Below are 15855 nucleotides of genomic sequence, written 5' to 3'. Positions count from 1 at the left end.
TGTGGTTGTTTCAAACCGGAGTTCCCGATATTTGTTCAAGCGGGCCGGTTCAAGCCTGAAAACCTCAAACGCAACGGTTGGCATAGCCAAAAGCTTCTTCCGTTCTTGCTCCCACAAGTCGACGATACGCTCTTTCTTGGCATAGTGTGGACGATCCATGTCTGCCTCTGCTGCCTGGGCCAAGTATGTCTCAAGGTCAGCATCCGTCTCGCAAATCGGTGGTGGCACGAGCCAATTACGCCGACTGTACCCCACCTTGTTCTCCACATGCCCCTTTTCGTGACCACGATAGGGATTACAGAATTCTGGGTCGAACCGGTAGTGGGTAGCAAACCGCAGGAACTGATCGGTGCATGACCGCTTTCCATCACGGCTAATCGAGACCACCGCCGCCGACAAGTTGTCGAACCAGATTTTCCTCGGAACGCCTCCCATCCGTTCAAAGATGCGCTTCATTGCCTCCAGAAAACACTCTGTGTTCTCCTTTCGAACCGGAAAGGCGAAGGCCGCATTGCTAAACGGGAAGGACATAATCAGCACTTTGCGCTCCACGAGTTGACCTGGTTGCCCAACATAGGCTGTACCAAAATCAACCTGTGCCTCGCCGCCGGGGTGTTCGAGTCGTTCATAGCTTTCGGCACGTTCCAGCTTGAGTTCTTTTCGGCGTTTGGCTACATATTCTTCAACAGTGCGTCGTCCGCCCTCAAACCTGTATTCATCACGCAGACGATCAAAGATTCGCTTCGCGGTATAACGCTGTTTGCGGGGCAACGCCTGCTCCTCCGTTAACCAAGTATCAATGATGTCAAGATACGGACCGAGAACGGGATATCGTCTCTTGCGCCGACAAACGGGTTCATTCCAATCGTCCTTTGTGGCGTATTTCTTGGCTGTCCTCCAATTGACTCCCATGGCTCTCGCAATCTCCGAGATTGAATAATCCTCATTCTCGTACAAAAATTTGATATACTGTTGCTGTGGCACTTTCAACATTCCTCTCACATCTCCCTGGTTCTTCTGGACAAAGACCAAGGTAGACTTAATAGAGTGATGTTGGCAAGTGCCTATTTATTTTTCCGCCTTGTAAAACGCAGGCTAGCTCTGCATTTTTACGCTGCGATTTTCTGTACTTTTATTATGCGATATACAACAGGCGGTACTCGTAATCTGGTCGATCTCGGCTTTTCGTTGTACGGGTATGGTACGTGCGATGTTCGAAATCTGTTCAATTCAATCGATTACGAAAACAGTGTTCTTGCCATTGAAGCAATGAAATACAGGTTCCAAATTTTGCACTATCCAGATTATTACAATGCAGGAGTGTGATTCGAGGGTTAGGGTTTCCTAACCTTCTTTTTTTGTATAAGATGTTAGTATCGGGCGAACACAGTATTTCCCGATTGAATTTTTACTGCAATCATCACTCAATCCATGTGGAGCGATATGTGTTGATTTGACGAATTGGTATTGGGGTGTGACTATGGTCGGAATCTCAATAAAAGAACTTGAAGATGTAGGCTACATCAAACTAAATATTCCTGGCCTGAATGAAGAGGATCTGATAGCTATATCTAACCAAATTGGTATACCTATTAGAACAAGGTTGGGGGCGGAAGTTATTGATCGCCTCTCTCCTAAAGAAAAGAAAGATGCACATAAAAATTCGCTGAGTAGAAATCACGGGCTAAATAGCTTTCCTCTTCATACTGACACTGCTTACTTCAAAATACCTGTCAGATATATATTATTATATTCAATAAATCCAGGTTCTGGAGATAGACCCACGTATCTTTATGATGCCAAAAATCTTTTCAACCACGATAAAGAACTTCGATTTGAATTAGCCAATGTGCTATTTAAGGTTATTAATGGAAGAAATAGTTTTTTAACGACTATATATAATAGCCATCAAAATAAAAACTATTTTAGATTAGATAGAGATTGCATGAAAGCAGCATCATCAGAGGGAACGGAACTATTAACAAAAATCGATAATTTGATTAGTCCAAGAGATCTCATTGAAGTGAAATGGAACTTCGGAGATCTTTTGATCTTGGATAATTGGAGATTTTTACATGGAAGAGGAAAAAGTAATATGATGGATAACGACAGATTACTTCTCAGAGTATCGATAAAGGAGAGATAGTTATGGGAATTGAATATTTGGATCTATACAACAAATCCAAGCTTTTTATTAATAAAGGAATTTCAAAGAGAAATGAATCCGACATGTCAGAATTTTTGCTATGGGCCAGTTTATCTTTAGAACTCTTAGGTAAAGCAACACTGGCATTTGTTCATCCATCATTAGTAGTAGATCCAAACGACCCCAAAGGATTATTAGTCGCCTGTGGTTACAAAAATCATGACGATTTCAAAACAATACAAGTCAAAACAGTATTCGAACGATTGCAGGTACATCTGTCAATTCCCAAATTCGATCAAAAGAAAAAAGACTTTTGTATGTCGCTGGCGAACAAAAGAAATGCAGAACTGCACTCTGGGTTGTTACCGTTTGATGGACTTAAATTAGATTTAATACTCCCTCCATTTTGGGAAATCTGTGTGACTCTGCTTGAGTTTCAAGGGAAAAAATTAGAAGAGTGGATAGGACGTGATGAAGCAATACGAGCTTTGAAAATTATTGCTGATCATTCGGCTACTCTTAAAACAATTGTTGAATCAAGGGTGGAAGCTTGCCGAATTAAGTATAGAGAAAAGTATAAATTTGACCGACCCCATATTATTTATGACGTAGATGATAATGAGGAATTGATACCTTGTCCAGCATGTAATAATGATGCTATAGCATACGGGGAATTTAATGACAAAAAATATGAGGGAGAAAGCGAAGATACCCCCTGGCATTCTGTATATACTTATTTTTATGACACTACAGAAGTTCATTGCAGATACTGTGATTTGAAATTAATTGGTTATGAAGAAGTGGAAATAGTAATAGAAGATCCTGTTTTTTTAAAGAGTGTCGAAGAGGAACCAGATTATGATTATGACTATGGAAATGACTAAAACGATGATGAGAACCGCCGAAAATGGCGGTTTTCTTAATGTGGTTTGCTTGCATAAACAAAAAAGTAAGAATAAAATATGAATAGAGTATAAGCGAAAGCGGTTTGAGGTGTTCGATTTGGATATCAAACTCTTCTATAAGACACAGAGGGAACTTGCCAGTGCTTTGAATGGCATTGTGGATTCTTACTGGGATAACGGATTAAGCGAAGATGATCTGATCAAGAATGTATTAGAAATCTACGCCAACAATACAAAGAAGATCTTGAAGCATAATGAATTTACTACGATCCTCAAGCAACAGTGCGGAAAGAGAAGGCTTGAGGTCATTGAAAGAATCTTACATATGAACGGAATGCTACAGAATGAACAATCTGCTGGCTAAAAGAAGGGAGCTGAACCATGTCTCAAGAATTAGATTATAGTGCGACGTTAACTGGGGCTTCTTTCATGTTTTACGAATTCAAGCAGGTCGTAAGTCTCAAGGTACAGGGGTTGGAGGATTCTGAGATTAGGGAGAGAGTCCTTACCGAAAACCTTTTCCAATACCAAGTAAAGGCGAGCTTGAAACGAAGTTTGCCTTCGGTACTTAGACGAGTTGCTGTACTTGATGATACCCTGAGAAAAATGGTGCTTGAGGAATCGCTGGAGACGGGGAAAATCATCAACCTCTATGCCATCATGAAAACGGACAGGCTCTTTTTTGAATTTATGAATGAGGTCATTCGAGAAAAGCTTGAATCGGATAATTACTTTTTGGAGAAGAAAGACCTCAATCTCTACTTTACCTCTAAATCTGAGCAAGATGTAGGGGTAGCTGGTTGGACAGAACAAACCGTACAAAAGCTTAAAAACGTGATACAACGGATCTTGCTTGAATCAGGAATTTTGAAGGATAAGAAAACAGGGGAATTAAATCGATTGTTAATGGATGAACAATTGAAGAGGCACTTCATTAACATTGGCGACATTGCTTATGTAAAAGCAATGGGTGAATGAGAGGTTACGGCATGGCAAATTTGCGTAAGAGACTCGACAAGATCATACCTAAGATAAAAGAAGAGAAGTTTATCCAAGGCAGGGGTCTCGGAAACGAGATCAGTTTTTATGTATTTGATTATGAGCCTGAACATGAGTTAATCGTTCGGGACTACATTATACATATCAAAAAAGAGTTCAGTCACGAAGGTTCTAACCGTAAGATTATCGAGTTTGACCTGTATAAAATGCTCATTGAGATTGCAAAGGAAAAGCGGATTTTTGAGCGGATCCTTCAAATGGAGGAGAAACAAGGGAAGGATTCTCTTTTTAAGGCCATGACCAATTTTGCCAAGCCCGACATCTTCCTGCAAATGATTAAAGAGCATGTGGAAGATCATAACGTAGTTCTCATCACGGGAGTAGGTAAGGTGTATCCATTTGTACGCTCCCATAATATCCTGAACAATTTGCAAGAGGTTCTCGATAAAATTCCAGTCATTATGTTCTTTCCAGGCAAATACGATGGGTTATCGCTACGCTTGTTTGATCGATTTAAAGATGATAACTACTATAGAGCGTTCCGATTAGTTGACTAACCAAGAGGGGGAGTCGTCTGTGCTAATTAAAGACATGTTTCAGAAGGATATCGAAAGAAATATTAAAGGGGTAATTAAGGTCGCTCAGACCGATGAGGATAACATTTACCAGGAACTCGACGAATATGTCGTAACCAGAGAATTGAATAAGCACATGTCCAAGTTTTATGAGAACTATCAGCAGGGTATTGACGGTGCTACTGATAAGATGGGGGTTTGGATCTCTGGATTCTTCGGATCGGGTAAATCGCACTTCTTGAAGATTCTTGCCTATCTGTTGGAAAACAAAAAGGTAAAGGATAAAAAGGCAGTCGATTTCTTCACGGACAAGATCCAGGATCCAATCGTTCTGGCAAATATGAAACGAGCATCTAATGTTGAAACTGAAGTCATTCTCTTTAATATAGACTCGAAAAGTCCCTTGGATAACAAGTCTAAGGAAGATGCGATTCTCCGTGTATTCATGAAGGTGTTTTATGAACACCGTGGTTTCTATGGAGACATTCCAGGTGTTGCAGAGATGGAGAAGTACCTGACAAAAGAAGGCGTGTACGAGGACTTTAAGCGGGAGTTTAAAGCGACGGCGGGCGAAGAGTGGGTAGACCGCAGAAATACCTTCTATTTTGATGCTGATTATGTCATTGAAGCTCTAACAAAGGTCACTTCAATGTCTGTGGAGTCGGCAAGAAACTGGTTCGAGAACGGCGTAAATAACTATGAGATCAGCATTGAAAAGTTCGCCAAAGACGTGAAAGAGTATGTTGACCAGAAGGGCGACAACTTCCACCTGATCTTCTTGGTCGATGAGATCGGTCAATACATTGGTGATAGCCGTCAATTAATGTTGAACCTTCAGACGGTAGCAGAGGATCTGGGAACGCATTGCAAAGGGAAAGTCTGGATCATGGTTACATCACAAGAGAGCATCGACAGCATCGTTAAGGTAAAGGGCGATGACTTCTCACGGATCCAGGGGCGTTTTGATACACGCCTGTCCCTTTCATCGATCTCGGTTGATGAGGTAATCAAGAAACGGATTCTCTTGAAAAAAGAGCATGCGACTGACATGCTGAAGCTTCTTTATCATGAGAAAAGTGCGATACTAAAGAATCTCATCAGCTTCAAGGATAGCAATGCTGAATTGAGAGGATTCGAGGACGAGAAAGAATTTGCGGATGTATATCCGTTTCTTCCATATCAGTTTAAGCTCCTTCAAAACGTGTTTGAGCAAGTCCGTAAACATGGAAGCTCTGGTAAACACCTTTCTGAAGGGGAACGCTCCATGCTTTCCGCTTTTAAGGAGGCGGGACTGCGATTCAAGAATTTCCAAGAAGGTACTCTGATTCCATTTTATGCATTCTACGATACGATTAAGGAATTTTTGAATCCATCTATCGTGAGGGTTATTGAAGGTGCGTATGAGAATCCAGCTTTAAAAGATGACGAGTTTAATGTCGATCTTCTAAAGGTACTCTTTATGATCAAGTATATTAAAGAGCTTCCAGCGAACATCGATAATATCGCTACCTTAATGGTGACAAGTATCGATGAAGACAAGCTGGCGTTGAAGGAGAAGATCCAGGCATCACTGAGAAAGTTGATTGCCCAAACCTTAATCCAGAAGAATGGCGAGTTCTATATCTTCCTTACCGATGACGAGCAAGATATCAACCGTGAAATCAAAGCAATGAAGATTGAGGAAGATTCGGTTAAGAGAGAACTGGCCAACTACATTTTCCAAGACCTGTATGATGAGAAGAAATACCGTTACTCGCAACAATATCAGTTCTCGTACAACCAGAAGATGGATGAGAAAAATTACGGGAATCAAACATCAAGTATCGGGATCAATATCCTTTCTCCATTGTCTGACCATTATGCCAAATCCGAGCAGGAACTCATGCTGATGTCATCTGGAAATGGTGAGATGATCTTAAAGCTTGGTGGAAATGAAGCGTACATTGACGAAATGGAAGAAGTTCTGAAAATCGAAGAGTATCGGAAGAAAAAGAATCCGACTCAGCTCCCTGAAAGTATCCAAAACATCCTGAATAACAAACAAGCAGAGGTAAGAGAGCGGAGACGAAGAGTGAAAGATTTGTTGGAGGAAGCGATTAAAAGTGGCGTTTTCTTCATCAATGGCGACAAAGTGGATATTAAAGGTGCTTTGATCAAGGAAAAAATCAATACCGCCTTTCATTCCTTGATTGAGAATGTGTACACCAAGCTGGGGCTTGTTAAGTCCTTCTTGGATTCTGAGAAGGATCTGGCTTCTCTTTTGCGAAATAATGCCGAACAAATTACCATTGATGGCTCAAAACAAAATCACAATGAATTGGCTGTTAAAGAAGTATTTGATTTCATCAGCCTGCAAGACAGTATCCAAAAACAGGTACGGGTCAAGATTCTCTTGGATCGTTTCAGTGACAAGCCATATGGATGGAAGCCGCTTGATATCGCAGGATTGATCGCGGAGTTAATGAAAGAACAACGGATCAGAATCCGATTCAATGCGGAATACCTGGAACTTGAAGATGCTAATTTGATCAATGTCCTCACAAAAGCAAACGATGCAGATAAAGCCATCGTGACGAAGCGTGTAAAGGTTGATGAGTCCCTTCTGAAAATCGCTAAAAATATCTGTAAACAGGTGTTCAACAAAACCGATGTAGCTGACGATGAGGATGGACTTATCAAGGACGTAAGAGATCTCATGGATAGGCAAATCATGGAGATCACGAGTTTGAAAAAGCGTTATGAAGGTCGAAAATACCCAGGAAAAAGTCTCTTGGACAAAGGGCTTGAGTATTTCAATGAGTTCCCCAAAGGATTAGACAACGTATCGCTCTTCACCAAGCTTCGTGACCTGGAAGATAACTTGCTGGATTGGGAAGAAGACGTTTCGTATGTGAAGAGCTTCTTTGAGAATCAAAAAGAGATTTTTGACAAAGGTCTTCTTGCTTATGATAAGTACAAAGACAACAGTGTTTACTTATCAAACGAAGAAACGGAAAAGCACGCCACAAAATTACAGGAGATTCTTTCAGAAGTTCAGCCGTACAGAAGAATCAAAGAGATTCCTGAACTTGTCAATAAGATTGATGAGGCAATTCAGAAGGTACTTGAGGATAAGAAAACAGCGGCGAGAAATGCAATTCAACTTGATATTGATCATTTGGAATTGCGTTCGAACCATGAAGGCGTATCGGAAGGAACAAAAAATCAAATCCAGACCTTCTATAAAAACTTGTTCCAGAGTATCGATGGCTTTACCGATATCTTCAAGGTTGATGCAACTGTGACCCAAAGCTCCACCTTCAAAGAGAATATGGATATTAAAATTAGTCGTGAAATCAATGAGTGGAACAATCGAGTAAAGCAAGTTGCAAAAGATGGTGGGGAGACATACGGTGTTGAAACTGTCGTTGTTCAGAAGGAAAAGGTGAAGATCAGTAGCTTACTTGCCGACAAGACACTGAAAACAGAGGAAGATGTAGACAAATTGCTTCATTCGATATCGGTTAAATTAAAGCAAATGATCAAAAACAACAAACAAATTGAAATTATTGAGTAATATTTTGTGCCGCGGCCAAAGCCGCGGCATAACAATTGAAGAAATATTATTTTTCATAAGGGTTGGTGAAAGAATGAATGAATAAGACAGCTCTGAAGAACTTTGCTACAAATGCACGAAACGAACTACTGAAAAAGGTTGAAGCAAAGGCTTTTAAGATTGGTATTACCGAAGAAAACATAAAAAAAGCTCAAATCGAAACTTCCGATGCTATCTATATTGATGGCAAACAACTCTCCATTACTGAGAAAAAACAACGGGATAAGCTTATTCAACGTATCAAGGAGATAGGATTTAAACGTGTTATGGAGGAAGTTGCGTACACCTGGTTCAACCGTTTCATAGCACTACGATTTATGGAAGTGAACAACTATCTTCCGACAAAGGTAAGGGTGTTGTCTTCCAGCAACCCTGATAATCCTGAACCAGATATTATTAAAGAAGCATTGTCGGTAGATTTAGATATCGATAAAGATTTGGTATATGAACTGAAAGTAAGCAATAAAACAGAAGAACTCTTTAAGTATTTGATTATTAAGAAATGCAACAGCTTGAACAAATATCTCCCGTTTATGTTCGAAACTATTGAGGACTATAAAGAAATTCTTTTTCCAGATGGATTGTTAGCGAAAGACTCATTTCTTCGGGAAATGACCGATGTATCAATTATTCCAGAATCGGATTGGGAACAGGTAGAAATCATCGGTTGGCTTTATCAATACTACATTTCTGAAAAGAAGGATCAGGTTTTTGCTGATCTGAAAAAGAATATCAAGATTAGCAAAGAGAACATTCCTTCGGCCACCCAGCTCTTTACCCCACATTGGATTGTAAGATATATGGTGGAAAACTCGTTAGGACGGATTTGGTTAAGCAGTTATCCTGAGAGTGCATTGAAATCAGAGTGGAAGTATTATTTGGAAGAAGCAGAGCAAGAAGAAGAAGTAAGGAAAAAACTTGATGAAATCCGATATAGCAATCTAAATCCAGAAGATATTACTTTTCTTGATCCATGTTGCGGAAGTGGGCATATCCTTGTATATGCATTCGATGTCTTTTATGAAATGTATCTTGAGAAGGGTTACATTAATCACGAGATTCCAAAGCTGATCATGGAGAAGAACCTGTTTGGTTTGGATATTGATGATCGAGCGGCTCAATTAGCTTCTTTTGCAGTAATGATGAAAGCAAGAGAAAAATCTCGTAGAGTGTTCGGACAAGACATCAAGCTTAATATATGTGCAATACAAGAAAGTAATTGGATTACAGATGACATGATCAATATAATTGTTGGTGGTCTGACGACAAAAGAGGAGCAAAATACACAAATAAAAATATTAGAATACCTAAGAGATACTTATTGGGATGCAAAGGACTATGGGTCAATTATCAATGTTGAATCACTTGATTTGAATACTATTGAAAAGAGAATGAATAATCTTGAGCAAGAGTCCTATGATTTAATTAAGATGATTGTTAGAGAAGAATTAATGGATAGAATGCCAAGTATTCTCCAACAGTCAAGAATTATGGGACGTAAGTTCGATGTAGTCTGTACCAATCCCCCCTATATGGGGAATAATGGAATGACCCCGAAGCTTGCTACTTACTTGAAACAAACCTATCCTAATACGAAATCAGATTTAAGCACAGTTTTTATGGAAAAAGCAATGCTTCTTTGCAAACCAACAGGTTTGATTTCAATGATTAATATTCCAGTATGGATGTTTTTATCAAGTTATGAGGGGTTGAGAGAATATATAATTGAAAATAAAACATTCGTAAATATGCTCCATTTGGGTAGGGGTGTCTTCGGCTCTGATTTCGGAACAACTGCATTTGTTATTTTCAATGAAAATATTGCGAAATACCGTGCTACTTACGGAAGATTATTTCGGGATAAAGGGGATGTTGACAATTTAGAGGAAAAGGAGCAGTGGTTTTTTGAAAGAAACGGGTTTTATCATGTCGATAAAGAGGGCTTCAAAAGTATTCCATCATCACCAATAGCCTATTGGGCAAATAAAAAAATTATACAGAGTTTCGTGGAAGACGAAAAACTGTCGGATATTGGTGAAGCCAAAAGCGGCTTACAAACAGGAAATAATGATTTATTTTTGAAACAGTGGTACGAGGTCGCAATTGAAAATATTGCTTTCAATATGAATAGTAGAGAGCAGTTTAATTCTACACAAAAGAAATGGATACCTCAAATAAAAGGCGGAGCATATAGAAGATGGTATGGTAATTTTGACTATGTTGTAAACTGGGAAAACGATGGATATGAAATAAAACAGTGCAAAGGATGCAGGCTTAATGCAATGGCCAATGACAGATTCTTTTTTAAAGAAGGAGTAACTTGGTCACATTCAACGGCAGGAGGATTTGGAGCCAGATATTTACCGACTGGTTTGTTGTTTAATGTAGAAGCTCCTACGTTTTTCGCAAATCAATTACGCAATATTAATTATATTTTAGCGTACTTAAACTCTAAGGTAGCCGCTGAAATCTTGAAATTATTGAATTCAACTTTGCATTATTTGGTTGGGGATATTTTAAGATTACCAATAAAGTTAGATATTGATGCAGAAACTTACCAAAAAATTGATAAACTTGTATCGGAAAATATCTATATTTCGAAAACTGAATGGGATTGTTTTGAACTATCTTGGGATTTCAAACGACATCCATTCTTACTATACAAATGTAGAACAATAAAGGATTCATATGAAAATTGGGATAATTTTTCCAAAAATCAACATGCTCGGCTTAAAACAAATGAAGAAGAACTCAATTTATTTTTTATTGAAGATTATGGTTTGCAAGAGGAATTATCCCCTGAAGTTGAAGATAAGGATATAACAATAAGGTTGGCTGATAGAATTCGAGACATTAAATCATTCGTATCCTATTCAGTCGGATGTATTTTTGGAAGATATTCCCTTGATAAAGAAGGTATTATTTTTGCGGGAGGTAAGTTTGATCCAATCAATTACCAAAAGTTTATCCCCGACAATGACAATATTCTTCCAATTCTATCGGGAGCTTATTTCGAAGATGACATTGTATCCAGATTCATTGAGTTTGTTAAAGTGACCTTTGGAGAAGAAACTTTGGAGGAAAATCTTGAATATATAGCTAATTATCTTGGGAAGAAAGACGGAGAAACGGCTAAAGAGGCTATTAGAAGATACTTCCTTAATGACTTTTTCAAAGATCATGTCCAAACATACAAAAAGAGACCGATATACTGGCTTTTCACGTCAGGAAAACAGAAGGCATTCAACTGCTTGATCTACATGCATCGTTACGACAAATCTACTTTGTCGAGAATTAGAACTGACTACTTACATGAGCTTCAGAATCGGCTGGATGCAGAGAGAAAATCGCTCCTCAGCATTATCGAAGGAGACGGAACTGCCAAGGAGATCAGCAATACTAAGAAAGAATTGAAGGCATTGGATCTGAAGGTTGAAGAGCTGAAGGCATATGATGAGCTACTACATCATATGGCTGACATGCAGATCGAGATTGACCTCGATGAAGGTGTAGCAGTCAATTATGCTAAATTCGAAGGCTTGGTTGCAAAAATATAATAGATTTCGGGTACAATGGGGATATACCAGCTTTTTTGGTATATCCCTGTCCATTAGCCTCAAAACAAAGGTGTTGAGAAGTAATGAATATTGATGAGATTATTAATACGCTGAAGACAACCTTTCACCCACCGCTTGATGACGGGGAGCAACGAAAGATTGTTTTCTGGTTTGATAAAGATCAGGAATTTGTTGATTACATAGACGAGATCATCTTAGAGAACGTCAAGGTGCACAAATTGACGGAAGGTAACAGCTTCTATACAAAGTATCTCCTCGAGGAAGAAGATCCAGCTTCACATTATCTGATTTATACTATCCAGGATATGGCAACGGAAGACAACTGGCTTTTGGATACTCTCTTGTACTCGAAAAGCTTTTATGCGGATAAGATCTCGCTCATTATGAATGAGTTGAAGATCGATGCATCCCTGAGAAGTGTTGTAAAAAAATACGAGAAGTTTTTTGGAAATAAAGACCGCCTTCGAAAATTTAAGGCGTTTGACATCATAACTTTCTCAGAGGAAACGATTGAACTGGCGATTATGAGTGTTTTATGCAATCTGAAGTCGCCTGATTTTGAGGATGTTGTAAAGGTTATTCTCATGGATAATCTAATCGACAACGAGAACAAATATCTGGATATGATCAGTAAGTTTTTTGACACCCAAGTATTCTGGAAATATGTCTCCGAACGGTATGGTTTCGAGCAAAGCAATCCAACCCTGAAGGGGTTATTCCTTCATTTGACTGTCTCTGCACTAAGTCACGCAATCGAAGAGCGGCATCTGTCTCTAATCAAAAATTATATCGCCACTCGCAATAAGTCGAATGCATTCGTTTTCATCGATCACTGGATGCATCACAAAACGGATTATCATGTGTATGATGAGCTTGCAGAAATGGCGGAAAAAGAAATTAAGCTTGCCGATATTGTGAATCAAATTCCTGTAGAGGAATTCAAGACGGCAGATACGTTCCCTTATTTCGATAAGGCAATCATTATATATATCGCAAACAGTCTCGATGCAAGGCTTGAAGATTATGGAGAATACATCAAGCTGATCAATTTACGGAGAGCGAAGCATTTTTATGATAAGTATCAATCTATTTACGAGGCATTGTACTATACCGTAAAAATGTTTGAGTTCTACAAAAAGTATAGCTTGGGTATCCCGAAAGCCCAGGCATTGGATATGTTCCGAGCCTACGTTAACGAGTACCATCAAATGGATACTTATTACAGAAAGTTTTATGTGGCATATGACAATGAAACAAACAGCGAAATTCTCAAGAAGCTTAAAGTGATGGTTGAAAACCTGTACACCAATTGGTATACGGGCGAATTAAGCTCACATTGGTCTGCCGCTGTTCATGATGAGATGAAAACAAGCTGGATGATCCCAGGGGTTCAGAATCAAAAGGATTTCTACAGAAGTTTTGTTGCTCCGAAATTACACCAAGGTGATCGGGTATTCGTCATCATTTCTGATGCTCTTCGTTATGAAATAGCGGCGGAACTTTCGGACAAGCTCAATTCGGAAACAAAAGGAGCTTGTGAGATCCAACCATTGTTAGGGGTTATCCCGTCCGTGACAAAGCTGGGGATGGCATCATTGCTTCCGCATAAAAATCTGGAAATCGATTTAAACGGGAGAGTGTTGATAGACGGTAAATCCTCCAGTGGTATGGAGAATCGGATCGAAATATTGCAAGCTGCTGTTGCCGAAAGTGTAGCGGTACATTTTCAAGAGTTGTTTGCCATGAACAAAGCAGGGCGAAGAGAATCTTTCAAGGGAAAAAAGCTCATTTACATTTACCATGATAGTATTGATGCAATGGGGGATAAGGCATCCACCGAGATCTACACATTCACAGCGGCGGAAAAAGCGATTGAGGAGATCTATAACATCATCAAGATCATTCGAGACGACCTTAGTGGTACGAATATTTTCGTCACAGCCGATCATGGGTTTATGTATCAGCGGGAAGCGTTAGAAGAAAGCGATAAAATTGAGAAAGAAGGCATCCATGCTTTTGAGATCAAGAGAAGATATTTGCTTTCCCAGGATTCGGGTGAGAAAAGCGGTCTGCTCGATATCAGCTTGGATTCATTGATACAAAACGAACACCGTATTACGGCATACGTTCCAAAAGCGACAATTCGTTTTAAAATGCAGGGATCTGGGGTCAATTATGTCCACGGTGGTGGAAGTCTCCAGGAAATTGTTGTTCCACTGATTCAGTTCAAAAACATCCGAAGTGGGCAGAAGAATAGTCGGGAAATCGAAAAGGTAGACGTAAAACTCACAAACACGACCAGGAAAATTACCAATAGCTTGTTCAACCTGACTTTCTTCCAAACCGAAAAGGTTGAGGACAAGCGGATTCCTCGTACTGTAAAAATCTACATGGCCGACGATAGGGATTCCGTCATCAGTAATGAAGAAACTCTGATTTGCGACCGGACATTTGATAAGCCAGAGGAACGTACATTCAAGCTTCGTTTTGCCTTAAAGTCCATTCCTTACGATAAGAATAAGAACTATTACCTTGTCATTAAGGACACGGAGACAAATGTAATTGTTGAAAAGATTCCATTTACGATAAATCTGGGGATCATCAGCGATTTTGATTTTTAAGAGAGGGGGACGGAGATGGAGCAACTTAGAGAGGATCATTCAATAGACTTAGACCGAAAGTTGAATGAAGTGTTTTCGGGCAGAGTCGTTCGGAAAGATTTAACCAAAATGATTAAAGAAGGAGCAAACGTCCCCGTTTATGTGCTTGAATACTTGCTTGGCATGTATGCGGCGACGGACGACGAGGATAACATCCGAGAAGGTGTGGAACGGGTTAAGAAGATCCTCGCCGAAAATTTCGTACGACCTGACGAAGCGGAAAAAATTAAGTCCAGAATTCGTGAGATCGGACAGTATTCCATCATTGACAAGGTTACGGTCACGCTCAATACCAAGATTGATACGTATGAAGCGGAATTCTCGAATCTGGGGTTGAAAGGTGTTCCCCTCTCTCCCAATTATGTGAAAGAGTATGACAAACTGCTGGCGGGCGGAATTTGGTGCATGTTGAAGATGGAATACTTCTTCGATGAAGAAATCAGAAACGTGAACCCATTCAGCATAAGCAGTTTGAAACCCATTCAGATGCCTAACATGGACTTGAACGAGATCATGGAAGGCAGAAAGCACTTTACCAAAGAGGAATGGATCAATGTCCTGATTCGTTCAACGGGTATGGAGCCGACACATCTGGAGGAAAGAGTAAAGTGGCATTTATTGCTTAGGCTTGTGCCGCTTGTAGAGAACAACTACAACATGTGTGAGCTGGGTCCACGAGGAACAGGGAAATCTCACGTTTATAAAGAAATATCCCCGAACTATATCTTGGTATCTGGCGGACAATCTACGGTAGCGAACTTGTTCTACAACATGTCAACTAAAAAAGTTGGACTTGTCGGTTTGTGGGATACAGTTGCCTTTGATGAAGTGGCTGGGATCCAGTTCAAGGATAAAGACGGCATCCAGATTATGAAGGACTATATGGCATCTGGTTCATTTGCAAGGGGAAAAGAAGAAAAAGCGGCATCAGCATCAATGGTACTTGTCGGTAATATCAATCAGAGCTTGGATTCCCTGATAAAAACATCCCATCTTTTTGCCCCATTTCCTGAAGCCATGGCTAATGATACCGCCTTTTTTGATCGGATGCACTATTATCTTCCTGGTTGGGAAATTCCTAAAATGCGTCCAGATTTCTTTACTGACAAGTATGGTTTCATTGTCGATTACATGGCGGAATACTTCAGGGAAATGCGAAAGCGTTCCTTTGCCGATGCCCTTGACCGTTACTTTAAACTCGGCAACAACCTGAACCAACGTGACGTAATTGCCGTTCGTAAAACAGTGTCAGGGCTGATCAAGCTTTTATATCCGAATGGAGATTTTACGAGAGAAAACGTAGAAGAGATCCTGAAATATCTTTTAAGCCCCAAAATTGGATTTGAGTCATACCCCCTTATCTTGTTAAGCTGATATCAGAAGAACAGAGGGGGATA

Annotated in this window: 9 protein-coding genes and 1 pseudogene; 9 read left to right on the top strand and 1 reads right to left on the bottom strand. The window is 39.8% G+C overall.

Features of this window, described 5'->3' with window-relative positions; translation table 11 throughout:
- On the bottom strand, positions 1-993 hold a 993-nt coding region (gene istA, locus AC3WQH_RS23805; protein ID WP_492332283.1), incomplete at its 3' end, for an IS21 family transposase.
- 487 nt (positions 994-1480) lie between these two features.
- Between istA and AC3WQH_RS23800 the strand changes: the two genes are divergently transcribed.
- The 9 genes and pseudogenes from AC3WQH_RS23800 to brxL all read left to right on the top strand — a co-directional run.
- Positions 1481-2146, top strand: a complete 666-nt coding sequence (locus tag AC3WQH_RS23800) for a TauD/TfdA family dioxygenase (protein ID WP_431809857.1) — start codon at positions 1481-1483, stop codon at positions 2144-2146.
- Between the two features lie 2 nt (positions 2147-2148).
- Positions 2149-3030 carry a hypothetical protein gene (locus AC3WQH_RS23795; protein ID WP_431809858.1) on the top strand — a complete coding sequence of 294 codons (882 nt, stop codon included), beginning with the start codon at positions 2149-2151 and terminating at the stop codon, positions 3028-3030.
- Positions 3031-3139: 109 nt separating this feature from the next.
- Positions 3140-3415 (top strand): TIGR04540 family protein, encoded by a 276-nt coding sequence (locus AC3WQH_RS23790; RefSeq protein ID WP_431809859.1) that lies wholly within the window; start codon positions 3140-3142, stop codon positions 3413-3415.
- A 17-nt stretch (positions 3416-3432) separates the two neighbouring features.
- Complete coding sequence (locus AC3WQH_RS23785) at positions 3433-4029, top strand: DUF1819 family protein (RefSeq protein WP_431809860.1); 597 nt, start codon at positions 3433-3435, stop codon at positions 4027-4029.
- Positions 4030-4040: 11 nt separating this feature from the next.
- The gene (locus AC3WQH_RS23780; RefSeq protein WP_431809861.1) at positions 4041-4607 is read left to right on the top strand and encodes a DUF1788 domain-containing protein; all 567 of its coding nucleotides are present in this window, start codon (positions 4041-4043) and stop codon (positions 4605-4607) included.
- Positions 4608-4626: 19 nt separating this feature from the next.
- Entirely contained in the window at positions 4627-8181 is a 3555-nt protein-coding gene (gene brxC, locus AC3WQH_RS23775; RefSeq protein ID WP_431809862.1) for a BREX system P-loop protein BrxC, read from the top strand.
- Between the two features lie 77 nt (positions 8182-8258).
- Positions 8259-11777, top strand: coding sequence for a BREX-1 system adenine-specific DNA-methyltransferase PglX (gene pglX / locus AC3WQH_RS23770; protein WP_431809863.1), 3519 nt, complete (start codon positions 8259-8261; stop codon positions 11775-11777).
- Positions 11778-11860: 83 nt separating this feature from the next.
- Positions 11861-14419, top strand: a complete 2559-nt coding sequence (gene pglZ / locus AC3WQH_RS23765; protein WP_431809864.1) for a BREX-1 system phosphatase PglZ type A — start codon at positions 11861-11863, stop codon at positions 14417-14419.
- 15 nt (positions 14420-14434) lie between these two features.
- A pseudogene (brxL, locus tag AC3WQH_RS23760) lies at positions 14435-15784 on the top strand (protease Lon-related BREX system protein BrxL); the annotation flags it as partial.
- Between the last annotated feature and the right edge of the window lie 71 nt (positions 15785-15855).

It is taken from the genome of Brevibacillus sp. FW301-21C12A (assembly GCF_058788915.1).
This window is presented reverse-complemented; position numbering and strand designations above follow the sequence as displayed.